The sequence below is a fragment of the Curtobacterium sp. CFBP9011 genome (genome assembly GCF_034045095.1).
Taxonomy (GTDB): domain Bacteria; phylum Actinomycetota; class Actinomycetes; order Actinomycetales; family Microbacteriaceae; genus Curtobacterium.
Genome location: NZ_JAXCWN010000001.1, coordinates 105,132 through 131,344 on the forward strand (window position 1 = coordinate 105,132; position 26,213 = coordinate 131,344).

General features: G+C 72.3%; 22 protein-coding genes and 1 tRNA gene. 17 read left to right on the forward strand and 6 right to left on the reverse strand.

All coding sequences use genetic code 11. The features are described 5' to 3' along the window. Positions 1 to 235: 235 nt before the first annotated feature. The 7 genes from hisS (at position 236) to SOM35_RS00555 (ending at position 7,409) form a co-directional block, all read left to right on the forward strand. Positions 236 to 1,480, forward strand: coding sequence for a histidine--tRNA ligase (hisS, locus tag SOM35_RS00525; protein WP_320513878.1), 1,245 nt, complete (start codon positions 236 to 238; stop codon positions 1,478 to 1,480). A 96-nt stretch (positions 1,481 to 1,576) separates the two neighbouring features. Beyond that, entirely contained in the window at positions 1,577 to 2,860 is a 1,284-nt protein-coding gene (gene eno, locus SOM35_RS00530; RefSeq protein ID WP_111076424.1) for a phosphopyruvate hydratase, read from the forward strand. Between the two features lie 327 nt (positions 2,861 to 3,187). After that, positions 3,188 to 3,736: an FtsB family cell division protein gene (locus tag SOM35_RS00535; protein WP_320513882.1), complete on the forward strand. Its 549-nt coding sequence runs from the start codon at positions 3,188 to 3,190 to the stop codon at positions 3,734 to 3,736. Positions 3,737 to 3,771: 35 nt separating this feature from the next. Beyond that, positions 3,772 to 4,320: a DUF501 domain-containing protein gene (locus tag SOM35_RS00540; RefSeq protein WP_320513884.1), complete on the forward strand. Its 549-nt coding sequence runs from the start codon at positions 3,772 to 3,774 to the stop codon at positions 4,318 to 4,320. Between the two features lie 44 nt (positions 4,321 to 4,364). Next, complete coding sequence (locus SOM35_RS00545; protein WP_320513885.1) at positions 4,365 to 5,837, forward strand: NAD(P)/FAD-dependent oxidoreductase; 1,473 nt, start codon at positions 4,365 to 4,367, stop codon at positions 5,835 to 5,837. 110 nt (positions 5,838 to 5,947) lie between these two features. Beyond that, a tRNA-Leu gene (locus SOM35_RS00550) sits at positions 5,948 to 6,021 on the forward strand. A gap of 68 nt (positions 6,022 to 6,089) precedes the next feature. Then, a complete protein-coding gene (locus SOM35_RS00555; protein ID WP_181439377.1) occupies positions 6,090 to 7,409 on the forward strand; it encodes a threonine/serine exporter family protein in 1,320 nt (439 codons plus the stop codon). Positions 7,410 to 7,607: 198 nt separating this feature from the next. Here the strand turns inward: SOM35_RS00555 and SOM35_RS00560 are convergent, their stop codons facing one another. After that, positions 7,608 to 10,076, reverse strand: a complete 2,469-nt coding sequence (locus tag SOM35_RS00560; protein ID WP_320513887.1) for an Ig-like domain-containing protein — start codon at positions 10,074 to 10,076, stop codon at positions 7,608 to 7,610. 282 nt (positions 10,077 to 10,358) lie between these two features. Between SOM35_RS00560 and SOM35_RS00565 the strand changes: the two genes are divergently transcribed. After that, positions 10,359 to 10,940: a LemA family protein gene (locus tag SOM35_RS00565; protein ID WP_111076449.1), complete on the forward strand. Its 582-nt coding sequence runs from the start codon at positions 10,359 to 10,361 to the stop codon at positions 10,938 to 10,940. 45 nt (positions 10,941 to 10,985) lie between these two features. Here SOM35_RS00565 and SOM35_RS00570 read toward each other — a convergent pair whose 3' ends face one another. Further along, positions 10,986 to 12,209 carry a winged helix-turn-helix domain-containing protein gene (locus tag SOM35_RS00570; protein WP_320513889.1) on the reverse strand — a complete coding sequence of 408 codons (1,224 nt, stop codon included), beginning with the start codon at positions 12,207 to 12,209 and terminating at the stop codon, positions 10,986 to 10,988. Positions 12,210 to 12,315: 106 nt separating this feature from the next. Between SOM35_RS00570 and SOM35_RS00575 the strand changes: the two genes are divergently transcribed. The 4 genes from SOM35_RS00575 (at position 12,316) to SOM35_RS00590 (ending at position 16,216) form a co-directional block, all read left to right on the forward strand. Next, a complete protein-coding gene (locus SOM35_RS00575) occupies positions 12,316 to 13,569 on the forward strand; it encodes an AI-2E family transporter (protein WP_253467593.1) in 1,254 nt (417 codons plus the stop codon). A gap of 46 nt (positions 13,570 to 13,615) precedes the next feature. Continuing rightward, positions 13,616 to 14,860 (forward strand): threonine ammonia-lyase, encoded by a 1,245-nt coding sequence (gene ilvA / locus SOM35_RS00580; RefSeq protein WP_320513890.1) that lies wholly within the window; start codon positions 13,616 to 13,618, stop codon positions 14,858 to 14,860. Positions 14,861 to 15,134: 274 nt separating this feature from the next. After that, positions 15,135 to 15,719, forward strand: a complete 585-nt coding sequence (locus tag SOM35_RS00585) for a hypothetical protein (protein WP_320513891.1) — start codon at positions 15,135 to 15,137, stop codon at positions 15,717 to 15,719. Beyond that, positions 15,716 to 16,216: a DUF6611 family protein gene (locus SOM35_RS00590; protein ID WP_320513892.1), complete on the forward strand. Its 501-nt coding sequence runs from the start codon at positions 15,716 to 15,718 to the stop codon at positions 16,214 to 16,216. Before SOM35_RS00585 ends, SOM35_RS00590 begins: the two co-directional genes overlap by 4 nt. A 678-nt stretch (positions 16,217 to 16,894) precedes the next feature. Here the strand turns inward: SOM35_RS00590 and greA are convergent. Continuing rightward, the gene (greA, locus tag SOM35_RS00595; RefSeq protein WP_320513893.1) at positions 16,895 to 17,383 is read right to left on the reverse strand and encodes a transcription elongation factor GreA; all 489 of its coding nucleotides are present in this window, start codon (positions 17,381 to 17,383) and stop codon (positions 16,895 to 16,897) included. Positions 17,384 to 17,485: 102 nt separating this feature from the next. Further along, positions 17,486 to 17,809 (reverse strand): DUF4307 domain-containing protein, encoded by a 324-nt coding sequence (locus SOM35_RS00600; RefSeq protein ID WP_320513894.1) that lies wholly within the window; start codon positions 17,807 to 17,809, stop codon positions 17,486 to 17,488. A 231-nt stretch (positions 17,810 to 18,040) separates the two neighbouring features. On the opposite strand from SOM35_RS00600, the gene mca reads away from it, so the two are divergent. Both mca and SOM35_RS00610 read left to right on the forward strand, forming a co-directional pair. Continuing rightward, the gene (mca, locus tag SOM35_RS00605; protein WP_181439380.1) at positions 18,041 to 18,931 is read left to right on the forward strand and encodes a mycothiol conjugate amidase Mca; all 891 of its coding nucleotides are present in this window, start codon (positions 18,041 to 18,043) and stop codon (positions 18,929 to 18,931) included. Next, positions 18,928 to 19,236 (forward strand): hypothetical protein, encoded by a 309-nt coding sequence (locus tag SOM35_RS00610; protein ID WP_320513895.1) that lies wholly within the window; start codon positions 18,928 to 18,930, stop codon positions 19,234 to 19,236. Before mca ends, SOM35_RS00610 begins: the two co-directional genes overlap by 4 nt. Positions 19,237 to 19,357: 121 nt before the next feature. Here the strand turns inward: SOM35_RS00610 and trhA are convergent, their stop codons facing one another. Continuing rightward, positions 19,358 to 20,080, reverse strand: a complete 723-nt coding sequence (gene trhA / locus SOM35_RS00615) for a PAQR family membrane homeostasis protein TrhA (protein WP_320513897.1) — start codon at positions 20,078 to 20,080, stop codon at positions 19,358 to 19,360. Between the two features lie 76 nt (positions 20,081 to 20,156). On the opposite strand from trhA, the gene SOM35_RS00620 reads away from it, so the two are divergent. From SOM35_RS00620 to SOM35_RS00630, 3 genes are all read left to right on the forward strand, one after another. Beyond that, the gene (locus SOM35_RS00620) at positions 20,157 to 20,942 is read left to right on the forward strand and encodes an isoprenyl transferase (RefSeq protein WP_253467611.1); all 786 of its coding nucleotides are present in this window, start codon (positions 20,157 to 20,159) and stop codon (positions 20,940 to 20,942) included. Positions 20,943 to 21,151: 209 nt separating this feature from the next. Next, the gene (locus SOM35_RS00625; RefSeq protein ID WP_320513899.1) at positions 21,152 to 22,264 is read left to right on the forward strand and encodes an aminotransferase class V-fold PLP-dependent enzyme; all 1,113 of its coding nucleotides are present in this window, start codon (positions 21,152 to 21,154) and stop codon (positions 22,262 to 22,264) included. A 755-nt stretch (positions 22,265 to 23,019) separates the two neighbouring features. Continuing rightward, positions 23,020 to 24,408, forward strand: coding sequence for a PhoH family protein (locus tag SOM35_RS00630; protein ID WP_374610550.1), 1,389 nt, complete (start codon positions 23,020 to 23,022; stop codon positions 24,406 to 24,408). Positions 24,409 to 24,751: 343 nt separating this feature from the next. On the opposite strand, the gene SOM35_RS00635 is transcribed toward SOM35_RS00630, so the two are convergent. Continuing rightward, positions 24,752 to 26,164 carry a class II fumarate hydratase gene (locus SOM35_RS00635; protein WP_320513900.1) on the reverse strand — a complete coding sequence of 471 codons (1,413 nt, stop codon included), beginning with the start codon at positions 26,162 to 26,164 and terminating at the stop codon, positions 24,752 to 24,754. Positions 26,165 to 26,213 lie beyond the last annotated feature (49 nt).

The following is a 26,213-nucleotide window of genomic DNA, read 5'->3' on the forward strand; positions in this document are numbered from 1 at the left end:
AGAGCGGGCGTCCTCCTAACCCGAAAAAGGAGGACGCCCGCGAGCGGGAGAAGACGCCACCAGGGAGCAACGTCGTCAGGGGATCCCGCTCGAACCGCGTGGGCGTTTGCAGCACTTGCCCTCGCTGACGACCGATGCGTGGATCAGGCACCCACCGGCCGAGGTTCTGGATGAAGCATATCAGCGGACACCAGTGGTCTGCAACCGCCCCCGGTGCTCTGCGAGAATCGACCACATGGCGACGACCGTGACGGCCCCCCGGGGCATGCGAGACCACCTCCCGGCCGACAAGGCGCGGCGCGAGCACGTGCTCGGGGTCATCCGGGGCGTCTACGCGCGCCACGGGTTCGACGAGATCGAGACCCCCGTGCTCGAGGACGCTGCTCGCCTGCACTCGGGACTCGGCGGCGACAACGAGAAGCTCGCGTTCGCCGTCATGAAGCGTGGCCTGGGCGTGGACGACCTGCACCGGGCCGAGGCTCCGCTGGAGCTCGCCGACCTCGGCCTCCGGTTCGACCTGACCGTGCCGCTCGCCCGCTTCTACGCGTCCCACCGCGCCGAGCTGCCCACCGTCTTCCGTGCCGTGCAGATCGCGCCGGTCTGGCGTGCCGAGCGACCGCAGAAGGGCCGCTACCGCCAGTTCGTGCAGTGCGACATCGACATCCTCGGCGAGCCCGGGCAGCTGGCCGAGATCGAACTGATCCGTGCGACCACGGCCGCGCTCGACGCCCTGGGCATCGCCGGCACCTCGATCCGCATCAACGACCGCCGGATCCTGCTCGCGCTCCTCGCCTCGTGGGGGATCGCCGAGCAGACGGCCGCCGACCGCGCGCTCATCACGGTCGACAAGCTCGACAAGATCGGACCGGACGGCGTCGCGAAGGAGCTCGGCGAGACGCTGGAGATCGACGGCGCCGGGCTCGCCGACACGATCCGCGCGCTCGAGTCCGCCGACTGGGACAGCGTCCGCGGCGCCACGTGGTTGGACGCCGAAGCCTTCGCGGACCTCGAGCGCCTGCGGGCCGCGCTGCCGGGTGTGGACCTGCGCTTCGACCCGACGCTCGTGCGCGGCATGGGGTACTACACCGGGACGATCTTCGAGGTGGCCCACCCGGACTTCGGCTACAGCCTGGGTGGCGGCGGCCGCTACGACGGCATGATCGGCCGCTTCCTCGGCCAGGACGTGCCGGCGGTCGGGTTCTCGCTCGGGTTCGAGCGGCTCGTCGACCTGGTCACGCTGCCGGACGCCGACGCGGACGACGCCGTCGTGCTCGTGTACGACAAGGACATCGACCCGGTGCGCCTCGCTGCACTCAAGACCGAGGCCCTCGGGTCGCACCACCGGGTGCGCCTCGAGAAGCGCACGAAGAACATGAAGAACCTGCTCGCCGGCCTGGTGGAGCAGGGCTTCGGGTCGTTCGCGACGGTGGACTCGGACACGACGACGCTCGACGGCGTCGCGTTCCGGCCGCTCGCCTGAGCGACGCCACCGGTCATCCACAGGCCGCCGTCGGCGACGACCGGCGTCGCTAGGATCGACCGTGAACCACAACAACCCAACGACAGGGAGTACCCAGTGGCAGTGATCGATGCCGTAGGCGCACGCGAAGTCCTCGATTCCCGAGGCAACCCGACGGTCGAGGTCGAGGTCCTCCTGGATGACGGCGTCGTCTCGCGCGCGCTCGTCCCCTCCGGTGCCTCCACCGGCGCCTTCGAAGCGTACGAACTGCGTGACGGCGACGACTCGCGCTACGGCGGCAAGGGCGTCCTCAAGGCCGTCGAAGCCGTGCTCGATGAGATCGGCCCGGCGCTCGAGGGCTTCGACGCCACCGACCAGCGCCTCGTCGACGCCGCGCTCATCGAGCTCGACGGCACCGAGAACAAGTCCCGCCTCGGCGCGAACGCGATCCTCGGCGCCTCGCTCGCCGTCGCCCGTGCCGCGGCCGACTCGGTCGACCTGCCGCTGTTCCGCTACCTCGGTGGCCCGAACGCGCACACGCTGCCGGTCCCGCTCATGAACGTCGTCAACGGCGGTGCCCACGCGGACACCAACGTCGACATCCAGGAGTTCTTCCTGGTGCCCTACGGCGCCGAGTCCTTCTCGGAAGCGCTCCGCTGGGGCGTCGAGACCTACCACGCGCTCAAGGGTGAGCTGAAGAAGCAGGGTCTGGCGACCGGCCTCGGCGACGAGGGCGGCTTCGCTCCGGAGCTCGCCTCGAACCGTGCAGCGCTCGACTTCCTGCTCGCCGCCATCGAGAAGGCCGGCTTCACCCCGGGCAAGGACATCGCGCTGGGCCTCGACGTCGCCAGCACCGAGTTCTTCCACGACGGCAAGTACGCGTTCGAGGGCAAGCAGCTCTCCAGCCAGGAGTTCACCCAGTACTTCGTCGACCTGGCGCGCGACTACCCGCTCGCCACGATCGAGGACCCGCTGGCCGAGGACGACTGGGAGGGCTGGACCCACCTGACCGCCGAGCTCGGCTCGAAGCTGCAGATCGTCGGCGACGACCTCTACGTCACGAACCCGAAGCGCCTGCAGCGCGGCATCGACGAGAAGGCCGGCAACTCGATCCTGGTCAAGGTGAACCAGATCGGCACGCTGACCGAGACCCTCGACGCGGTCTCGCTCGCCCAGCGCCACGGCATGACGGCGATCCTCTCCCACCGCTCCGGTGAGACCGAGGACACCACCATCGCCGACATCGCGGTCGCGGTCGACGGCGGCCAGATCAAGACCGGTGCGCCGGCCCGCTCGGACCGTGTCGCGAAGTACAACCAGCTCCTCCGCATCGAGGAAGAGCTCGGCGACGCCGCGGTCTACGCGGGCCGCTCGGCGTTCCCGCGCTCGGCCTCGCTGTAACCAGCACCCCCGGAACGCCGTCCTCCCCGCTGGGGAGGGCGGCGTTCTGCCATGTCCACGGGCCGAGGCGTACCCGGGGAGGCGCGGCGGGCCTCCCGGCCGAGACGCCCCCGTCTGCGGATGGCGCCGCGCTCTGGGTGAGACGCCGCGGATCCCGGCGGTGTCTTGCGAACTTCGCGGCGTCTCGCGGACTTCGCGGTGTTTCGGTGAGGCGAGCCAGCCGGGAGGCCCGTGGCGCGCCTCCAGACCGGCTGCCGTCCCTGAGAGGGTCCGGCACACGCGCGTGCCGCAGGTGGCGGAACCCCGGCGCCGCGTTATCGTCGAGACGTGCCCAGCCAGAAGCCCCGTGTCCGCCGCGTCCCCGTGGCGATGCCCGAGGGAGCCGCCGCCGAGCAGCCCTGGTACCGCTCGCTGCACTTCTCCGGCTTCAGCCTGCTGATGCTCGCCATCATCGTGCTCTTCGTCGTGGTCCTGGCGCCCTCGCTCCGCACCCTGGTGCAGCAGCAGGAGCAGATCACCGGCATGCAGCGACAGGTGGCGGCGCAGAAGGCCGACGTGGCGCAGAAGAAGCACGACCTGGCGCGCTGGGACGACCCCGCCTACATCGAGGCGCAGGCCCGCGACCGGCTGCTCTACGTGTACCCCGGCGAGGAGAGCTACCTCGTGATGGGTGCCGAGAAGGGCACCACGGCGACGCCGGCTCCGACCACCGACTCCGGCACCCCGGTCAGCTCGAGCGTGCAGACCCCGAAGGTGGACTGGGTGCAGTCGATGCTGTCCTCGGTCCTGCAGGCCGGCCTGTCCGACGAGACCCGCAGCGAACTCGAGCGCAGCGGCAGCACGGACAGCACCGACAGCGGCCCGTCATCGAAGTAGGGCAGAAGCCCGGATTCCGGTAGGCTCACGTCCCCGTGACGACCCCTCCGTTCGACCCGCCGACCGCCCACGACGTCCGGGTGGTGTCCGCCCAGCTCGGACGTCCCGCTCGTGACGTCATCGGCATCGCGGCGCGCTGCGTCTGCGGCAACCCGACGGTCGTGTCCACGAAGCCCCGCCTGGGCAACGGCACCCCGTTCCCGACGCTGTACTACCTGTGCCACCCCGCTGCCACCGCGGCGGTGAGCACCCTCGAGGCGAACCAGGTCATGCCCGAACTGGCCGCCCTCCTCGAGGACCCCGACACCTCTGAGCAGTACCGCCGCGCACACCAGGCGTACCTCGACGACCGCGAGTCGATCGAGCACGTCGAGGAGATCGTGGGCATCAGCGCGGGCGGCATGCCCACCCGCGTCAAGTGCCTGCACGCGCTCGTCGGTCACGCCCTCGCCGCCGGCCCCGGCGTCAACCCCATCGGCGACCTCGCGCTGGAGCGCGCGGACTGGTCGCCCTCCCGGTGTGAATGCCGGGCATATGATGAGGATGCAGACGCCGGAGTCGGGGCGGGTGGCGGCGAGAACTGACCAGCCTCCCAGCAGCTCACCCCACCCCAAGGAGAACACGAACCGTGCCCAAGATCCTCGTCGTCGGCGGCGGTTACGCCGGCTTCTACACCGCCTGGAAGCTCGAGAAGCACCTTCGCAAGGGCGAAGCCGACGTCGTCATGGTGGACCCGCTGCCGTACATGACGTACCAGCCGTTCCTGCCCGAGGTTGCCGCCGGCTCCATCGAGCCGCGTCACGCCGTGGTCTCGCACCGCCGTCACCTCAAGTCGACGCGCGTCGTCACCGCGAAGGTCACCAAGGTCGACCACGCGAACCGCACCGCGACGATCACCCCCGAGCTCGGCGAGCCGTGGGAAGAGTCCTACGACCAGATCGTCATGACGGCCGGCGCCGTGTCCCGCACGTTCCCGATCCCGGGCGTCGCGGACGAGGCCATCGGCCTGAAGACCATCGAAGAGGCCGCCGCGATCCGCGACAAGATCCTCACCAACTTCGCCAAGGCCGCCAACATGCCGGCCAGCCCCGAGCGGCAGCGTCTGCTCACGGTCGTCGTCGTCGGTGGTGGCTTCGCCGGTATCGAGGTGTTCGCCGAGCTCCGCTCCTTCGTGTCCGACCTGCTCAGCAGCTACCCGCAGATCGCCTTCGAGGACACGCACTTCCACCTGGTCGAGGCGATGGGCCGCATCATGCCCGAGGTCTCGCTCGAGACCTCGCACTGGGTGCTCAAGAACCTCGCCGAGCGCGGTGCCACGGTGCACCTCGAGACGCAGCTGGCCTCGGCCGTGGGCGGCGTCTGCCAGCTCAAGGCCAAGGACGAGTCGATCGAGGTCATCGAGTCCGACCTGATCATCTGGACCGCCGGTGTCATGGCGAACCCGATGGTCAAGGGCACCGACTTCCCGCTCGAGCCCCGCGGCCGCATCACCGTGCAGCCCGACCTCCGCATCGTCGACGAGGACACCGTCATCACCGACGCCTGGGCCTGCGGCGACGTCGCAGCCGTCCCGGACCTCACCGGCGGCGGCGTCGGCGGCATGTGCGTCCCGAACGCCCAGCACGCGGTCCGTCAGGCCAAGCAGCTCGCCAAGAACCTCGTCGCCACCATCCGCGGCGAAGCGACGGTCGACTACAAGCACGAGAACCTCGGCGCCGTCGCGGGCCTCGGTCTCGGCATCGGTGTGTTCCAGTCCGGCAAGTTCGCCATGAAGGGCTTCCTCGCCTGGGGTGCCCACCGCGGCTACCACGGTCTGGCCATGCCGTCGTGGGAGCGCAAGATCCGCGTCGTCGGCGACTGGGTCGGCAACTTCTTCCTGGGCCGCGACATCGCGTCCCTCGACGACCGCGAGACCCCGCGTGCCGCGTTCGAGGCCTGGGCCTCCCGCCCGAAGCCGGCCGTCGAGGCCGCTCCGGAAGCGGAGTCCCCGGCCGCCGGCCAGCCTGCCGACGCAGCGGGTCCCGCGTACGCGACGCCCGCCGAGGACGTCTCGAAGGAAGCCGCGCCCGTCGGCGCCGGTGAGTCGGCGAAGACCGAGTAAGCAGGCCGAGCGGAGAGCTCGAGCACGTCCGGGAGCGGGCGGTCACCCCATGGGTGGCCGCCCGCTCCCGCGTCGGTAGGCTGATCGGGCCCGACCGGCAGCGGTCGTGCGCCCCCGTGGCCCAATCGGTAGAGGCACGCGACTTAAAATCGCTGAGTTGTGGGTTCGAGTCCCACCGGGGGTACGAGAACCGGGCGGGCACCCGACGGGCACCCGAACCGGACGGGCTGCCGGACTCGTTACGCTGACCCTGTGGTCGGGATCGGGAGCGCGCTGACGAACCTCCGGGACGCCCTCCGGCGCCCCGAGGCCCACGTCGAGGTCATCGACGGCGAGACCGTCCCGATCGGCATGCTCCTCGGCACGCTCGGCGCCCTGCTGCTGGACGCCGGCAGCTCGGTCACCGACGTCCGCTCGGCCCTCGAGAAGACCCGCGACGCCGCCGGGGTCGACGGCCTGGCGATCGGCGTCCTGCCGGCGCTGGTGATCGTCAGCGAGGCGGCCACCGGTGCCGCCACCATCGTGAACGCCGAGGGCATCGAGCTGTCGTTCCGGCAGTCCGCCCGGGCGAACCGCCTGGTCCTCGGACTCGAACGGGGCGCGATCGCCCTGGCCGAGATCCCCGCACGGGTCCGCAGCATCCGGCAGGGCACCCGTCCGCCGGCGCCGCTGCCCTGGGTGCTCGGCAACGCGCTGACGTCGGCCGGCCTGGCGGTCGTGTTCCGCTGCCCGTGGTGGGCGGTCCTGGTCGCGCTGGCGGTCGGCGCCCTCGTCGGTGTGATCGGTCTGCTGCTCCGGCGCTTCCGGGAGGCCATCGCCGTCGTCCCGTTCCTCGCGGCGTTCTGTGCGACCGCGGTCGTCGGGCTCGTGGCCGCGAGCACCGGGTTCGACCACGTCCCCCTCTACGCCGTCTGCGCCCCGGTCGCGGTGTTCGTGCCGGGAGCGCTCATCACCAACGCGTTGCTCGAGCTCACCGCGGCGGACATCGTCACCGGTTCGGCCCGGCTGATGCAGGGCCTCATCATGCTCGGCTTCATGGCGGCGGGCATCGCGGCCGGCAGTGCCGTCACGGGTCTGCACGTCGACCCGACCTCGGCGGCCCTGGTCGGAGAGGTCGCCGGCATCGGCACGGACCGCGCCGGGTGGGAGGCGGTGCCACCACTGTGGGCCTCGTGGGTCGCCGTCGTGGTCCTGGCGACCGGCATCAGCCTGGTCTTCGGCTCGGGCTGGCGGCTCACCGCGGCCTCGGTCGTCGTGATGGTCACCGCCTACGCGGTCGTCTCGTGGCTGACCCCGTTCAGCGGCAGCGTCGTCGCGACCGGGCTGGCCGCCGCACTGCTCTTCGTCGCCACGCGCGTACTGGAGCGGATCGTGCCCGTCATCCCGGCGACGGTGTCCTTCCGTCCGGCGTTCCTGCTGCTCGTCCCGGGCACGGTCGGGCTCGTCGCGCTCTCGACCTTCGATGCCGGGGCCCTCGCGACGCCGCTCGCGACGTTCATCAGCCTCTGCGTCGGCACGAAGATCGGCGGCCTCCTGCCCGGCCTCTTCGCCCGCTCGGCCCCGACGCACTGACGCATCGGCGCGCGGACGCACTGACGGCCGGGCCGGGCCGGGCCTCGGCCGACGGCGGTCCGTCGCACTCCGCCACGCTCCGGTCGCCGGACACGGATCGGTGACGGTGCCGACGACGGACGGGAGGCCCGTGGCGGGGCCGCGTCGAGCCTCCCGGCTGGTCGGACCGCCCGGTCCACCGCCCGCGCCGGACCCGGGTCAGGACCGGACGGCGGCCCCGTCGAACCGGAGCCATGCCCAGGCAGCAGCTGCCGCGACCAGGACCACGCCGACACCGGTCGCCATCGCGGCGACCGGGACGTGCGTGCCGGCCGCACCGGAGTAGACCGCGGCGGCGAGACCGACACCCACCGCCGCGAGGGCCGCGTACCGGGGCCTGGAAACCGAGGCGAGTGCGGCGCCCGCCGTCCCGCGGAGGGGCAGCAGCGTGACGACCAGCGAGCCGAGGCCACCGACGCAGAGGGTGCTGGCGAACTCGGAGACGAGCGATCCGGCGAAGCCGACGGACGGGGTGACGCTGTGCAGGACCCATCCGACGACCGCGAGGACGAGCAGCGCGACCGATCGCCAGGTGGCGCTCCGCGCGCAGGCGGCGACGCTCCGGCCGAGGTGCAGGGCGGCGGTGTCGAGGTCGGTCCGGGCCACCGGCACCAGCAGGACCCCGACGACGAGGGCGGGGGAGAGGTCGGCGGCACGGGTCAGCCCGCTCGCCAGGACCGCGGCGAGGAGCAGGCCGGGGGAGAGCCGGTAGGTGACGGTGTGGCGGTCCTCGCCCGCGGTCCAGCGGGTGGCGAGGACGACGCCGGCGCTGAGCACCGCGACGCCCGCGACGACGCCGATCGCGAGACGGACGTAGCGGGCCTCGAGGGCGATGCCGGTGCCGAGGAGGGCGAGCAGACCGGCGACGGCGATCCCGATCGTGACGGTGACCCAGCTCGCCACGGCGTCGTCACCGCGGCGGCGTTCCGAGCGGGTGCGGTTCCGGCCGGTGAAGCGGGCGGCACCGAACGGGATCCGTCCGTGCAGGGCACCGGCGAGGACCCGCCCCGGGCCGGCGACGAGCACGAGGAACGCGGCGGCGACCCCGCCGGCGATGGCGAGGGTGCGCCACGAGAACGCGGACTGGATGGTGGGGACGGCGTGGTCGTACCCGGTCGCGACGGTCCAGTCACCGGCGGGACCCGTCCAGTCGGGGCCGCCGGCGTGGCTGCTCGGGCCTCCACCGGGCAGTGCGCTGCCGGGGGTCCCGTCGCCGCTGGTGCCCGTGCCGTCCGTCGGTCCGGTGCCGCCGGTCGGGCCGGTGCCGGACCCGCTGGTCGGGCCGGTGGTGCCGTCGGCGCTGCCGGGTCCGCTGCCGTGCGTCCCACCGCCGTGCGTCCCGCCACCGGGGGTGCCGCTACCGGCTCCGCTGCCGGGGGTCGCCCCGGGCGTGCTGGTCGTCGGGGTCGCGGACGCGTCGCCGGTGACCCGGAAGATGGTGGCGCTCGCGGCCGCCGAGGTGTTGCCCGCCTCGTCCTGTGCGACCGCCCGGATATCGTGCGTGCCGGCGCGGAGGCTGTCCGCGACCCGGCAGGACCACGTCCCGTCCGCAGCGACCGACGCCCGGCACACCGCGGTCGAGTCGACGTACGCGGTGACGACCGTCTGTGGTTCGGCGGTCCCCGCGATGCGCACGCGCTGCGGACCGACGGCGCCGGATCCGGCCGGCGCGGTGATCCGTGGCGCAGCGGGCGCGGTCCGGTCGACGACGAGGGTCCGCGCGGCGGAAGCGGCGCTCCGGAGGTCCGACCGGTACCCGGTGGCGGTGCTCGCGGTCTGGGTGGCGCTGACGCTGACGGTGCCCTCGGCCGGGGCGCTCGCACCGGATCCCCACCGGGCAGTCCACGTGCCGGCAGCAGTGACGACGGCGGTCAGCACCGCGGTGGAACCGGACCGGCTGACGGTGACCGTGGCGCCGGGGTGGCCCGTCCCGGTGACCGTCCCCGTGGTGGGCCGTCGGGCGTCGATGGTCGGCGGCACGATGACGTCCGACGGAGCGGCGTCGGCACTCGGCAGGGCGGAGGCCGTCGTGTCGAGGACGGTGAAGACCTGCGCGGGGCCGGAGTGCACCGTCCCGACGCAGGACCACGAGCCGGCGGTGCTCGTGAGGGCACGGCAGACCGAGGCCGAGGGGACGGCGGGTTCGGCGACCCGCACCTGGTGCCCGGGGGTCGCCCGTCCGGAGAAGCGGGCGAGGGCGGTGGTGATGTCCCCCGGGTCGACGATCGTCGGCGCGGTCGGGGTACTGCCGGAGGGCGGGGTGGGGGAGGTCGTCGGGGCGGGGCTCGCGGCGTCCCCGGCACCGGGGGCCGGCACGGGGTTCGAGAAGACGGGGGCGGGCTTCGCGGCGTCGCTGGTGCCCGGATCGGTGCCGGTGCCGTCTTCGGTGGAGGTGCTGGTGCCCGTCGTGGTCCCGCTGCCCGTGGTGCCGGTCGCCGTGGTGGTGCCGCTGCCCGTGGTCGTGTCGGCTCCGGGGAGCGTGGTCGCGAGTGCGGGCACGGATGCCAGGGGCAGGAGCGTCAGGCCGAGTGCCGCGACCAGCAGGCGCGCCGCGGTCCTCCGGGGTCGTCGACGCCGGGCGTCACCCCTGACGTCCTGGTGCTGCACGTTGTCCCCGGCCGTGTCCATCCTGTCCATCCCACGCGATCCGGGCGCTCCGGTCAACACCCCGCGCGGAGGAACACCCCGCTTCCGCGCCTCCGTGGCCGTTCCGGGTCGTTGTCCGGGTCCGTTCCGGATGCGCCCCGCGAACCGGGTGTGCATCACTCGGGAATCGGCCGTGAAGATCGGTCCTCGGCGAGGGCGCTCAGAGGCTCTCGGTAGGATCGATCCGGACCGCTGAGGTCCCATCCAGCGGGCTGCGGAGGTCCGCATGCAACTGCGGCCCGACGCGCAAAGGAGTACGCCCGAATGGACACCGGAGTCGTCACGACACTCATCGTGATCGGCGTTGTGGTCGTCGTCCTCGTGGTGATCGGGATCTGGTTCTGGTCGAGCCAGAAGTCCCTCACCGCGCTGCAGCACCGCGTCGACACCGCCTGGGCCGAGATCGCCGCCCACCTGCAGGAACGCGCCGAACTCATCCCCACCATCGTGGACACCGTGCAGGGTCATGCCGCGCACGAGAAGTCGGCGATCACGGCTGTGACCGACGCCCGCGCTGAGACCCTGGCCGCGCGTGATGCCGTCGCCGCTTCGGCTGCGGAAGGGCACATGCAGAAGGCGCTGAAGGGTGTGTTCCGCATCGCCGAGGGGTACCCACAGCTGCAGTCCAGCCAGTCGTTCCTCGAGCTCCAGTCGCGGCTGGTGTCCACGGAGGACAAGATCCAGTCCGCCCGTCGGCACTACAACGGAGGCGTGCGCGAGCTCAACACGAAGGTGCAGTCGTTCCCGGCCTCGAGCATCGCGAAGCGTCGCGGTGTCGGCCAGGCGCCGTTCTTCGAGACCGCCGAACCGGCTGCTATCGCCGAACCGCCGCGGGTGCAGTTCTAGCGAGCCGCCCCGCAGTGAGCTGGTCGGGAGTCACCCGATCGGCCGTCACCCGATCGGCACGACCCCGAGCGCTGCCCCCAGGGCCCCGGCCGCTGTCCCGCGGTCGGTGACCTCGACCCCGTCGAGCCCCTGCCACGCGGCCGTCCGCCGCAGCAACGCGGCCAACCGCTCGACGTCGATCCGCGCCCCGGGCTCGTGCCAGGCCGTCCGGACGTGCAGCACACCGCGCTGCCGGTCGCTCTTCAGGTCGATCCGACCGACCAGGGCGTCGTCCTGCAGCACCGGCAGCACGTAGTACCCGAACACCCGCTTCGGTGCCGGTGTGTAGATCTCGATCCGGTAGTGGAAGCCGAACAGCCGCTCGGCGCGCGGCCGGAACCACACCACCGGGTCGAACGGACTGAGCACGGCGTCGACCTCGACCCGGCGGGGCACCCGGGCGTCCACGTGCATCCATGCCCGGTCGCGCCACCCCTCGACCGACACCGGCACCAGTTCGCCGGCGTCCTGCAGCTCGGCGATCGCGGCAGCGGTGTCGTCGGAGCGCAGCCGGTGGTGGTCGGCCAGGTCCGCACGGGTGCCGACACCCACGGCACGGGCCGAGCGGCGGACGAGCTCCCGCACGGCGTCGGCCCGGTCGGGGGCGGCTGCGAAGTACCCCGACGGCAGCACCTGCTCCGGCAGCGCGTAGACCCGTTCGAACCCGGCGCGTCCGGCACTGACGACGTCGCCCCAGCGGAAGAGCTGTTCGAGCCCGTGCTTCACGTCGCTCCAGCCCCACCACGGCCCCCGTCGGACGTTCGACTCGTGTTCGACGGCGCTCGCGGGCATCGGCCCCTCGGCGGCGAGCAGGGTCAGCAGCTCGGTCCGGACCCGAGCGGTCTGCTCGACCCCGGCGATGCGCAGCGGGTTCGTGGTGTCGCGCTGCCGGTACGCGTCCATCCGCCACCGGAACAGCAGGAGGTCGTCGCGGGGGACGAAGGCGGCCTCGTGCGCCCAGTACTCGATCCACGGGCTGCGCTGCGTCAGCGTCAACCGGTCGAGGGCGCTCTTGTCGTAGGGACCCAGGCGAGCGAAGAGCGGCAGGTAGTGACTGCGCTCGAAGACGTTCACCGAGTCGATCTGCAGGACCCCGAGTCGGGCGAGGCCGGCCGACACCGCCCGGGTCGGCGCGAGGGCGGTCGAACCGGTCGTCGGCGCCCGGCCGAACCCCTGCGCGGCCAGGGCGACCCGGCGGGCCTCGGCGGCGGAGAGCGTGGTCCTGACCATGACGGGAACGCTACCGAGCCCCGCCGACGCCCGGATCAGCCCGGCGTCGGACGTCACACATGCCGCGACCGGCACCTCCCCGGTTCCGCGTGGATACAGTGGCGGAATGGCATGGGGAAAGAAGACTCATCCCGACCCCGTGGTCGAGGACTCGGTACCGCTCGGCATGCGCATCGCGGGGGCGTTCTCGTGGCGCGTGCTCGTCGTCGCGGGCGTCATCGCCCTCTTCATCTGGCTGATGACGATCTTCAGCGAGATCCTCGTCCCCTTCCTCATCGGCGTCGTGATCTCCGCCCTGCTCGTGCCGATCTCGAACCGGCTGCAGCGCTGGCACGTCCCGAAGTGGCTCGCGGTGATCATCAGCCTGCTCGGCGGGCTCGCCGCGGTGGCCGCCCTGGTGTGGCTCGTGATCGACCAGATCATCGCCTCGTACCCGTCCCTCCGCGACCGCACGGTGTCCCAGTACGGCAACGTGCGGCAGTTCGTGCTCAACTCCGGATTCGGGATCTCACAGAAAGACGTCAACCAGTGGCTCGATGAAGCCACGAAGTGGGTGCAGGACCACTCGGGCACGATCCTGTCCGGCGTCGCGAGCGCCGGGTCGAGCGCCACGCACGTCTTCGAGGCGCTGTTCATCATCCTGTTCACCACGATCTTCCTGCTCATCGACGGCAAGAACGTCTGGCGCTGGACCGTCCGGCTCTTCCCGCGCAAGGCCCGCGCGACCGTCGACGGTGCGGGTGTCGCCGGCTGGATCACCCTGACGAGCTTCATCCGGGTGCAGATCTTCGTCGCGTTCGTCGACGCGGTCGGCATCGGTCTCGGCGCCTTCATCGTCGGGCTGTTCTTCGGCGGCATGCCCCTGGTGATCCCGATCGCCGCGATCGTGTTCCTCGGCGCGTTCATCCCGGTCGTCGGTGCGATCGTCACGGGCTTCCTGGCCGTCTTCGTCGCGCTCATCTTCAACGGGCCGCTCGCCGCCGTCCTGGTGCTCGGCGTCGTCCTGCTCGTCCAGCAGATCGAGGGCCACATCCTGCAGCCGCTCGTGATGGGCAACGCGGTCAAGGTGCACCCGTTGGCCGTCGTGCTCGGCGTGACCGCAGCCTCCGGTCTCGCCGGCATCTCCGGTGCGTTCTTCGCCGTCCCGCTCATCGCCACCCTGAACGCCATGGTCACGACCATCGCGAGCGGGCGCTGGCGGGGGCTCGACTCCGACCACGTCCTCGAGGCCACCCCGAAGCGCGGCCAACACGGGCGCATCCAGCTGCGGCGACGGCGGCACCAGGTCGGCGACGACGTCCCGGCGCCGGGCTCCGACGACGGGCCGGCCGCCGAGCCGGGCACCGCCAGCACCAACTGAGCGTCACGTGACAGCCGGACGCTCCGCGACCGACGATGATGGGACCGTGACCGACACGACTGCATCGCCGATCCCCACGCTCGCCGACATCGAAGCGGCGCGCGAGACGATCGCCGGCGTCGCCCGGGTCACGCCGATGGAGACGTCGAAGTTCCTCGAGGGGCTGCTCGGTTCCCCGGTGCACCTGAAGTGCGAGAACCTGCAGCGCACCGGCGCGTACAAGGTCCGCGGCGCCTACAACCGCCTGTCGACCCTGTCGGCGGCCGAGCGGGAAGCCGGGGTCGTCGCCGCCAGCGCCGGCAACCACGCCCAGGGAGTCGCCTTCGCCGCCCGCGAGCTCGGCATCCCCGCCACGATCTTCACCCCGGTCGGGGTCGCCCTGCCGAAGCTGCAGGCCACCCGTCGGTACGGGGCCGACGTGGTGCTCCGCGGCCACTCCGTCGAAGAGGCACTGTCCGCCGCGAAGGAGTTCGCGGCCCGCACCGGAGCCGTCTTCATCCCGCCGTTCGACCACCCCGCCGTGATCGCCGGCCAGGGCACGCTCGGGTTCGAGATCCTCGACCAGGTGCCCGATGTCGACACGGTCGTCGTCCCGATCGGCGGTGGCGGGGTCATCTCCGGCATCGCGATCGCCGTCAAGGGCCTCGCCGAACGCCTGGGTCGGACGATCCGGGTCATCGGGGTACAGGCCGAGAACGCCGCCGCCTACCCGTCGTCCATCGCCGCGGGGGAGCCGCTGACGATCACGACCTCGCCGACGATCTCGGACGGCATCGCGGTCGCGCGTCCGGGCGACATGAACTTCCCGATCATCCGGGACCTCGTCGACGAGGTCGTCACCGTCTCGGACGACGACACCGCCCGGGCCCTGCTCGTGCTGCTCGAGCGCGCCAAGCTCGTGGTCGAGGCAGCGGGAGCGGTCGGCGTCGCCGCGATCATGTCCGGCGCCGTGCACGACACCGGGCGGACCGTGGTGCTGCTCAGCGGCGGGAACATCGACCCGCTCATGATGGAGCGCATCATCACCCGCGGGCTCGTCGCCGCGTCGCGCTACATCGGCATCCGGATCATGCTGCCGGACCGTCCCGGGCAGCTCGCCCGCGTGTCCCAGATCATCTCGGACGCCGGCGCGAACGTCGTGGAGGTCCTGCACACCCGGCACGGCCAGGGGCTCGTCATCAACGAGGTCGGACTCGACCTGTCCATCGAGGCGCGCGGCCCCGACCACGCGGACGAGGTGATGGCCCGCCTGCAGGAGGCCGGGTTCCGTCCGGAGCAGCTCATCAACTGACGAGCCCTCCGCGCGCAGCCGCGCGGCAACCGGGACACTCGGAAGGTCCTGGAGGCCCGCCACGGCTCCGACGTGCGCCGCGCGTCGGGCGCACCACGCGCCTCCCGGTCAGCGCACCACGGGCTGGCCGTCCGCGACACGAGGGGCATGCCGGCCGGCGCACCGTGTGCGTCCCTGCCGGACGCGTCAGCGCAGCGCACGGATCCGCGCGCCGGGCGTCAGCGAGCCGTGAGGAGTGGCCCGCACGGGTGCTGCCGGGGCGAGGCTCGTCGGCATGACCTTGACCGCCATCCTCCCGTCGCTCCGTGCCTCGATCCCCGACCCGCTCGACCCGTCGGCCTGGCCGGCGCACACCGAGCCCACGATCGACGACGTGCGCGTCAGTGCGGTGTCGATGGCCCGGTTGGCCGACGTCGCCGGCACCCCGTGCGTGCACACGGCTGAGGAAGCACCGCCCCGCTACCGCTCGCGGGACTGGACACCACGCGGGATGAGCGTCGCGGTCGCTGCCGTGACCGGGGTTCGGCGGACGGACGGCGGCCTGGTGCTGGAACTCGACGCGGTGCTGCCGGCGTGCGCGGTGCTCGACGAGGCACGGTTGATCGGACGACGGACGACCGCTCCCCGGGCGACGGCGGTCGTGCGCGATGCCCTGGCGGACGGCGAGGGCGCGGACGCCGCGGTGCTCGTCGTGCCGGCGGACGTCGAGGTCGGGGACCTGGTGTGCTTCCCGTGCGGGCGGGCGCTGACCCACCGGGAGGTCGTGGTGGCCCGCCGGGAGGTCGTGGCCGGCACCGGTGTCGTGGCGGCGGTGTCGTCCGTCGTCCCCGCTCCGGTCTCCGTCGGGTCATCGCGATGACAGCCGTCGAGGGCGTCCGGACCCGGATCGTCGACGGCCCACATCGCTGGGGTCGGCTCGACGTCCGACCGGTCGGCCGCACCATGTGGGAGACGCGGACGCTCGTCGTCTACCCGCCCGGCACCGACCGACACGAACGGCTGCTGCTGCGCCTCGCGCACGCCTGGCCGCTGGCGGGCGTCGTGGTGGCAGGAGCGGCCACGGTCGCCTGGACTTCGGCACCCGTCCTCGGCGCACTCGTCGGGTTCGCCCTGTACGCGCTCGGGTTCCTCGTGCTGCGGTCGGCGACGCGGCGGCTGCGTCCGCTCGTCCGGGCCCTCACCGTGACGACGTTCCACGGCAGCGGCCGACCCGAGGTGCACGGACAGGTGCACCTGTTCGCGGTGTCGCTCGACGCGCTGTCGGCGTTCGAGGACGCGCTGCGTGCGGGCAGGGTGGACGCGGTCGCGTTCGAGGCGGCCTGGGGGCACGTCTGGAACGCCCTGCCGGCGCGGTGACCGCCGCCTCGTCGCGCTGTACCGCCGCGTTGTCGCATCGTGGCGGGCGGGCTGAGGCACACCCGCCGCGCGTGCGCTGCCGCCTGTCGCACCCGCCGCACGTGCGCTGCCGGCTCTCGGACCCGCCGTGCGTGCGGTGCCGGCTGGTCACGTCCTGTCGGTCTGCAGAGCCAGTGCGTTCGCTGCCGACCGTCGGACCCGCCGTGCGTGCCGTGCCGACTGGTCACGATCTGTCGTTCTGCGGAGCTCGGACCGACAGAACGTGACCAGTCGGCGGCCTGTCCGCCGTGCGTCGTGACCGCTCCGTGCAGGGCCGGTCCGGCCTGGACCCGCGGTCTGGACGGGAGGCGCGTGCCGACCTGGCGAACGCTGGTCGTGCCTCCAGACGGTCCCGGTCCCTCGTCCCCAGCCCCCGGGTGCCGACCGGCGGAGGACTCGCCGAGCCTGGGCTGCCGACTGGTCACGTCCCGTCGGTCTGGGGCGCGGAGAACGACGATTCGTGACCAGTCGGCGGAGGTGAGCGGGGTGTCGTGACCACTCGCGCGAGCGCGGGCTGGCCAGTGCGCACGACCCCACACGCGCAACAGCCCGGCGTGTGCGCGAGGCGCCGCACGCCGGGCTGGAGTGTCCGGTGCTGTCCGATGTGAGGCCCGACGGCTCGTGCCGACGGTTCGTGCCTCACGGCTCGTAGCGCTCGACGTTCGTCACCTGGACGGCGATCTCCTTGCCGTTCGGCGCCGTGTAGGTCGTCGATTCGCCGGCGCGGAGGCCGACGATCGCGGCACCCACCGGGCTGACCGGGCTGTACACGGTGAGGTCCGAGCCCTCGGCGACGATCTCGCGGTTGCCGACCAGGAACGTCGAGGCGTCCCCGGCGATCGTGGCGGTGACGACGGTGCCGGGCTCGACGGTGCCGTCGAACTGCGCCTCCGTGACGGTGGCGTGCTTGAGGAGCTCGGTGAGGGCGCGGATGCGGGCCTCGATCTTGCCCTGCTCGTCCTTGGCGGCGTGGTAGCCACCGTTCTCCTTGAGGTCGCCCTCTTCACGGGCAGCTTCGATGCGGCTCGCGATCTCGATGCGGGCCGGGCCGGAGAGCTGTTCGAGCTCGGCGGTGAGACGGTCGAACGCCTCCTGGGTCAGCCAGGTGCCCTGCGTGTCGTTGCTCATGTCGTTTCCCTTCGGCCGCGGCGGTCGGGACCGGTCACAGCGTGTGGCGCAAAAGAATCGAGACCGGCCAGCGGCCGGTCTCGATCCGTGATTCCGAGCAGTCTAGGGAACCCAGCACGAGTGGATCAACCCGGTGACGGCCCGGGTCGTCGTGTTCACCTGCGTGGAGATCGAGCGGTCACGCTGTTCCTCGGCCGGCAGCGTCACGACCCGCCAGCCGACGATCGTGTACGACTTGTCGAGCGCCTGCACCGCACACTGCACGCTGGTGCCCGGGTCGACGGCGACCTGGGTGTGCACGACGACGCTGTGGTCGGACAGGACCTCGTACCCGACGTCGTCGGTGTCGAGCCCGTGCGTGGTCTGACCGGGGCCCGCCCAGATCACCCAGACGGCGAACACCACCGCGATGGTGACCGCGATCACGACGGCCAGCAGCTTGCCGCGGCGCCGGGTGTCAGCACTGCGTCCGTACCGGTCGTCGAGTGACGTCCGGCCGTCGAGGACGGTGGACGTGCCGCGTGCGGTTCCGCCTGCTGGGGCGTGGTGCTGATCGGACAGTTCGGGGCTCCCGGGGTGATTATCCTGATCCCAGGGTAGTTCACGCTCGCCGTGCGCCACCCGCGACCGCAAGTCCGTGAGCTGTGAAGGATCGCCGTGCCCCATCGTCTGCTGGCCGTGCACGCCCACCCCGACGACGAGTCGAGCAAGGGAGCGGCCACGGCGGCGAAGTACGTGGCCGACGGCGCCCAGGTCCTGGTCGTCTCGTGCACCGGCGGTGAAGCGGGGGACATCCTCAACGAGCAGCTCTCCGACACCGCCAAGGCCCGGGCACACCGAGACATGGCGGGCTTCCGGCGGACCGAGATGGCCGCCGCGCAGGCAGCCCTCGGCATCGACCACATCTGGCTCGGCTACCACGACTCCGGTCTGCCCGACGCCGAGAAGGGCGAGACCGTCCGTCCCGGCACGTTCTCGACCGTCCCGCTCGAGTACAGCACCGAGGCGCTGGTCCGCGTGATCCGGCGCTTCCGTCCGCACGTCCTGGTCACCTACGACGAGAACGGCGGCTACCCGCACCCCGACCACATCCGGACGCACGAGGTCTCGGTCGCCGCCTGGCACGCCGCCGCCGACCCCGAGCAGTACCCGGACGCCGGCCCGGCCTGGTCCGTCGCGAAGCTCTACTACGAACGCACGATGAACCCGCGTCGGTTCTCCGCCTTCCACGACGCCCTGCGCGAGCGCGAGCCGGAGAACCCCCTGCTCGAGCAGCTCGGCGAGTGGGTGGCCCGGTTCGCGGACCGGCCGGACCTCGCCACGTCCCACGTCGACGTGCACGAGTACTTCGAGGCCCGTGACGACGCTCTCCGTGCGCACGCCAGCCAGGTGCCGCCGGACAGCCCGTTCTTCTACTGGCCGAACGACCTGCTCGCCGAGGTCTGGCCCACCGAGGACTACCAGCTCGTCGAGTCCAGGGTCCCCACCGAGCTCCCCGAGTCCGACCTGTTCGCAGGCATCCCATCCGAAGAGGACGCGCACGCGTGAGCACCATCGCTGCAGTACTGGCCGCCACCACCCCCAGCCCGAGCCCGAGCGGCGTCCCCGACGTCGACGTCACGCCGGGGGTCGCCGGCTTCGTCGCGATCGCCCTGGTCGCGATCGTGACGATCCTGCTCGTCGTCGACATGACCCGACGTATCCGCCGGACCCGCTACCGCGCCGAGATCCGCGAACGACTCGAAGCCGAAGTGTCCGGCGACTCCGCCGACGGCCCGGTGACGGACGAACCGCGCCGCCGCGCTGACGAGGACGGCCGGGCCGACGTCGGCGACGACACCGAGCGCGGCTGACGCACCCCCTCGGTCGACGCGACCGGATGACGGACGGGAGGCTCCCCACCAGCTGATGGGGAGCCTCCCGTCCGTCATCCGGTCCGGCCCGTCTCCGGGACCGGGGTGCCCGGGACCGGGTTCAGCGGACCGGGTGCAGCGCGATCACGAGGATGCCCGCCCACTGCGCCGCGAACGCGACGACGGTGAGGGCGTGGAAGACCTCGTGGAAGCCGAAGAACGTCGGCGAGGGGTTCGGCCGCTTGAAGCCGTAGACCGCGGCACCGAGGATGTACGCCAACCCGCCGGCGAGCACGAGCACCGTCATCGGGACGCTCGCGGCGAAGAGCTGCGGCAGGATCAGGAACGCCGCACAGCCGAGCGCCAGGTAGAGCGGCACGTACAGCCACCGCGGAGCGCCGATCCAGAAGACGCGGAACGCGACACCGAGCAGTGCGCCGCTCCACATCACCCACAGCACGATCACCATCAGCTCGTGCGGCAGCGCGCAGACCGCGACGGGCGTGTACGTGCCGGCGATGAGCAGGAAGATGTTCGTGTGGTCGATGCGCTTGAGCACGCGCTTCACGACCGGGCGCCAGGGGAAGCGGTGGTAGGTCGCCGAGACGCCGAACATGATGAGCGACGTCGCCATGAAGACCGCGCTGGCCCCCTTCGCCGCCGGGGTGGCCGCGAGGGTGACGAGCACGATCCCCATGGCCGCGGCGAGGGGGAACGTGCCGGCGTGGATCCAGCCGCGCCATGCCGGGCGGGTGTCGGCGGCGCCGACCATGGTGGGGGTGGTCTCGGCCTCCTCCGTGAACGGCACGTGCGGGAGGGCCGGTGCGCCCTGGTCTGACTGCATGCTCCGACCGTACGGCCGGGGGACGGGGCGGTGGCTGAGAGTCGACACGAGGGGTGCTTGCACTACAGTCGACGCCGTGACGGGCAGGCTGGGATGGGCGGGGCGTGGGCTCCTCTACCGCGCCTACCAGAAGCGCATCCGACGCGAGATCGACGGTGCGCAGAAGCCCCGCCACGTCGCGATGATCGTGGACGGCAACCGGCGGTGGGCGCGGCAGCTGGGCCTCGAGACCGCGGCGCACGGACACCGGGCGGGCGCGGCGAAGATCCCCGAGTTCCTGTCCTGGTGTGAGGACCTCGACATCCAGGTCGTCACGCTCTACCTGCTCTCCGCCGACAACCTCAAGGGTCGCGGGGGCGAAGAACTCGACCAGCTCGTCGGGATCATCGCGGACCTGGCCGAGCGGCTGTCACACCACCGCACCTGGCGCGTCCAGCACGTCGGCTCGAACGACGGCCTGCCCGCGGAGCTCGTGGCTGCGCTCGCGGCCGCCGAGGCCCGCACGGCCGACCACACCGGGCTGCACATCAACCTCGCCGTCGGGTACGGCGGGCGGCGCGAGATCGCCGACGCCATGCGGAGCATCGTCCGCAGCCACGGTGAGGGCGGCGGGACGCTCGACACCCTGGCCGAGGTCCTCACGCCCGAGCTCATCGGCGACCACCTGTACACGCAGGGGCAGCCGGACCCGGACCTGATGATCCGGACCTCGGGGGAGCAGCGGCTGTCGGACTTCCTGCTGTGGCAGAGCGCGCACAGCGAGTTCTACTTCGTCGAGGCGTTCTACCCGGACCTCCGCGAGGTCGACTTCCTCCGCGCGGTGCGCGACTTCGGGTTGCGGTCGCGGCGCTTCGGGGGCTGAGGGCGGGGCGCGTTCGCGCTGCGGGTGGCGTTCCCGCTGCGCTGGCTGTGCAGTTCCCGCTGCGCTGCCTGTGCTGTTCCACAGGAAGCGAGGTCTGCTCAGGGCTTGCCGGGGGCCCGTTCCCGCTCCTGGCGCTTCCCGGACTGCATTCGCCCTGACCTCCGGGTCCCAGTAGGCTCACAGGGTTCTGCCCACTGGAAGGTGTCCCCGTGACCACGATCGACGAGTACGTCGCCGGCTTCGCCGAGGAGCCCGGTTACCTCGACCACGCGGCCTTCGGTCCCGTGCAGACCGCCGTCCTCGAGGAGCAGCGCGTCCTCGGCCACATCCAGGAGCACATGCGCTTCGGGGCGATCGAGACGCTCGACGAGCAGGACGCCCGCGTCCGTGCCGTCGCCGCCCGACTGGTCCGTCGCCGCGAGGACCAGGTCGTCTCCCAGACCGCCACCACCCCCGGCCTGCTGCACACCGCGTTCGGCCTGACCGGAGGCGTGCTCGTCGCCGCGGACGAGTACCCGTCGCTGCCGCTCGCCCTCGCCAGCGCCTCCTCGGCCACCGGCGGTCGCGTGCAGCCCGTCGTCATCGAGTCCGGCGCCGGCTGGCTCACCCCCGACCTGATCCGCGAGCGGCTGTCCGACGACGTCACCGCGGTCGCACTGTCCCTCGTCGACTGGCGCACCGGCTACCTGGCCGACCTCGCCGCGATCCGCGACGTCATCGGCGACCGCCTGCTCATCGTCGACGCCATCCAGGGCTTCGGCATCGTCGACGCCCCGTACGAGGTGGCCGACGTCGTCGCCACCGGCGGGCAGAAGTGGCTGCACGCCGGATGGGGCACCGGCTTCACCGCGTTCAGCGACCGGGCCCTCGAGCGCGTCAAGCCGGCACTGTCCGGGCCGCACGGCACGACCGGCTGGCCGACCGAGGTGCCGAGCGTCCGCCCGGCCGCCGCCGCCTTCGCCATGTCACGCGTCGACCCCGTGTCCCAGGCGCGCATGGCCGTCTCACTCGAGCGCCTCACCGCCGTCGGGGTCGCCGCCGTGCAGGAGCGCATCGCCGACCGGATCGACCGGGTCATCGACATCGCGGACGAGTTCGGGCTGCCCGTCGCGTCCAGCCGCGACCCCCGGGAGCGTGCCGGCATCGTCGTCCTCCGCCCCGCGGCCGGACGGCTCACGGCGCTCACCGCGGCCATGCACAACCACGGTGTCACGGCGACCGCCCGCCTGGGCGAGGTCCGGGTCTCGGCGTTCGCCTCCACGACGGACGAGACGCTCGGCATGTTCCGTGACGCGTGCATCTCGTACGCCACCATGGGCTGACGCCGGCGCTTCCGGCTCCTGCTCCCGCTCCTGCCCCTGCTCTCGGCTGGCCCCGCCCGGCTCGGCTCGCGCCGACCGGTCACGACGCCCCGTCTGCGCCTCGCCGAGCGGTCACGGATGGTCGCTCCGGGGGCGTGGGAGCGACGTTTCGAGACCGCTCGGCGCGGGGCGCGCGGGCGCGGCGGGCCGGGCGGGAGGCTCGTGGCGGGCTGGTGCTGCGCCTCCCGTCCGCCCTGCCGACCGGTCATGACGCCCCGTCTGCGTTCCGCGAGCGGTCGCGACACCCCGCGTGCGTTCCGCCGGGCGGTCACGTTCTGTCGCTCCGGCGTCGTTGGAGCGACGTTTCGTGGCCGCTCGGCGCGGGGCGCGTGGGCGTGGCGGGGCGGCCGGGAGGCTCGTGGCGGACTGGTGCTGCGCCTCCCGTCCGTTCCGCCGAGCGGTCGCGACACCCCGTGTGCGTTCCGCCGACCGGTCACGGTCCGTCGCTCCGGGGCGGCGGGAGCGACGTCCCGTGACCGCTCGGCGCAGGGTGCGCGGGCGTGGCGGGGCCGCACTGCGCCTCCCGGACGTTCAGCGGGACGACACACGACCGTAACCGCCGGAACAGGCGTGTCGCTGGTGCCGTTCGTCCGCGCGTCGTAGCTTGGCGACATCGGGCAACGCGCCCGGTCGGAGCGGCCACGGTCGGTGCTCCGGGACCGCTCCAGTGGCCGCGTCGAAGGACATGACCAGGCCGAGCGCGGCCTGGGGATGGAGTGGTCGTGACCTCTCAGAACGTCTCTCGCGGAACGTCGTCCAACTCGCCGCAGCCCACCGCTGCGAGCAGCCGGGCCGCGGACTCGTCCACGCCGGTCGCCCAGCGCACGTACGTGCTGGACACGTCGGTGCTGCTCAGCGATCCGCGCGCCCTGTTCCGGTTCGATGAGCACGCCGTGGTCCTGCCCGTCGTGGTCGTCAGCGAACTCGAGTCGAAGCGCAACGACCCGGAGATCGGGTACTTCGCTCGACAGGCACTCCGGATCCTCGACGAGCTGCGCATCGAACACGAACGCCTCGACTTCCCGGTCGCGGTCGGTGACGGCGGCTCCCTGCGCGTCGAACTCAACCACTCCAACCAGTCCGTGCTGCCCTCGGGTCTGCAGCTCGGCGACAACGACTCGCGGATCCTGGCCGTGGCATCGAACCTGGCGAACGACGGCCTCGACGTGGTCGTCGTGTCGAAGGACCTGCCGCTCCGCGTGAAGGCCGCCTCGATCGGCCTCGCCGCACAGGAGTACCGCGCCGAACTCGCCGTCGACAGCGGCTACACGGGCATCACGACCCTGCAGGTGTCCGGGGACGAGGTCGCCGACCTCTACGAGAAGGAGGAGATCCGCACCCCGGAACTCGACGGCGTCCCCGTCAACACCGGCGTCGTCATCCACTCCGAACGCGGCTCGGCGCTGGGTCGCGTGCACGCCGCCGGCGCGGTGTCGCTCGTGCGTGGCGACCGCGAGGTCTTCGGCCTCCGCGGCCGCTCCGCCGAACAGCGCCTGGCGATCGACGCGCTGCTCGACCCGGAGATCGGCATCGTGTCGCTCGGTGGAAGCGCCGGCACCGGCAAGTCGGCGCTCGCCCTGTGCGCCGGACTCGAGGCCGTCCTGGAACGCCAACAGCACAAGAAGATCATGGTGTTCCGCCCGCTCTACGCCGTCGGTGGGCAGGAGCTCGGGTTCCTGCCGGGCGACGCCTCGGAGAAGATGAACCCGTGGGCGCAGGCGGTGTTCGACACGCTCGGCGCACTGGTCTCGGAGAACGTCCTGGACGAGGTCGTCGAACGCGGCATCCTCGAGGTCCTGCCCCTCACCCACATCCGCGGACGCTCCCTGCACGACGCGTTCGTGATCGTCGACGAGGCGCAGTCCCTCGAACGGAACGTCCTGCTCACGATGCTGTCGCGCATCGGGCAGAACTCCCGTGTTGTGCTGACCCACGACGTCGCGCAGCGCGACAACCTGCGGGTCGGGCGGCACGACGGGGTCGCCTCGGTGATCGAGCGGCTCAAGGGGCACCCGCTGTTCGCCCACGTGACGCTGACGCGGTCGGAGCGCTCGGCGATCGCGGCGCTCGTGACGGAGATGCTGGACTCGCCGGACCTCGCGTAGCGGGGCGGCCGCGGCCGGCGCGGCCAGCGGCGGCCAGCTGGTGCCGGGCGGCACGGCTGGCGCGGCCAGCCGGTGTCGGCCGAACCGGCACAACGGAAACCGCTCCGAACCACGGGCTGCCGTGGTTCGGAGCGGTTTCGGTTGTGCGCCGCCGCTTCGCACGGGGCGCGGGACGCGGTGGCGACCGGGGGACGGACGGGAGGCGCGGTGCGGGCCGGTGCCGCGCCTCCAGTCCGTCGCGGTGCGGGCGAGGCGGTCCCCGGCTGGCAAGGCGCCGCGGGATGTGCGAGACGCCGCCCCGCGGGACGGCGTCTCGGGCGGACGCCGGTGTCTGGCGGACGGGTCAGTTCGGGTGCGTCATGCTCAGGACGTCGAGGGCTGCGTCGAGCTGCTCCACGGAGACCTCGCCCCGCTCGACGAACCCGAGGGCGACGACGGCCTCGCGGACGGTGAGGCCCTCGGCGACGGCGTACTTCGCGACCTTCGCGGCCGACTCGTAGCCGATCACCCGGTTCAGCGGGGTCACGATCGACGGCGACGACTCGGCGTACGCGCGGGCCCGCTCGAGGTCCGCCCGCAGCCCGTCGACGGTCTTGTCGGCGAGCACCCGCGTGCTGTTGGCGAGGAGCCGGATCGACTCGAGCAGCGCGGTGCCCATGACCGGGATCGCCACGTTGAGTTCGAAGGCCCCGGACGCGCCGGCCCACGTCACCGTGGCGTCGTTGCCGATGACCCGGGCGGCGACCATGAGCGTGGCCTCCGGGATGACCGGGTTGACCTTGCCGGGCATGATGGAGGAGCCCGGCTGCAGGTCCGGGATGTGCAGCTCGCCGAGGCCGGTGTTCGGCCCGGAGCCCATCCAGCGCAGGTCGTTGTTGATCTTCGTCAGGCTGACCGCGATGACCTTGAGCGCACCGGATGCCTCGACCAGGGCATCACGGGCACCCTGCGCCTCGAAGTGGTCGAGCGCCTCGGTGATCGGCAGCCCGGTGTCCTCGGCGAGCTGGGCGATGACCTGCTGCGGGAACCCCTTCGGCGTGTTGATGCCGGTGCCGACGGCCGTGCCGCCGAGCGGGACCTCGGCGACGCGGGGGAGCGTGGCGTTCACCCGCTCGATGCCCAGGCGGACCTGGCGGGCGTAGCCGCCGAACTCCTGCCCGAGGGTCACCGGGGTGGCGTCCATCAGGTGCGTGCGACCGGACTTCACCGCGTCGGCCCACTCGACGGCCTTGCGCTCGAGGGCCTCGGCGAGGTGCTCGAGCGACGGCACGAGCGACCGGATGAGGGCATCGGTCACGGCGACGTGCACCGACGTGGGGAACACGTCGTTCGAGGACTGCGAGGCGTTGACGTGGTCGTTCGGGTGGACCTCGGCACCGGCGACGCGGGAGGCCAGGGTGGCCAGGACCTCGTTCATGTTCATGTTCGACGAGGTGCCGCTACCGGTCTGGTAGACGTCGACCGGGAAGTGCTCGTGGTGCTCCCCGGCGATCACGGAGTCCGCCGCCGTGGCGATGGCCTGCGCGACGCTGTCGTCGAGGATGCCGAGCCGGCCGTTCACGAGCGCCGCGGCACGCTTGATGCGGGCGAGGGCCACGATCTGCGCCGGCTCGAGGCCGGTGCCCGAGATCGGGAAGTTCTCCACGGCCCGCTGCGTCTGCGCACGGTAGAGGGCCGACGCGGGGACCCGCACCTCGCCCATCGTGTCGTGCTCGATGCGGAACTCGCCGTCAGCGGGGGTGGTGGTGTCGGTCACGTCGTCGTGGTCCTTCCTCGTGGTGCTCACACCGGGTCGCGGTCGCGGC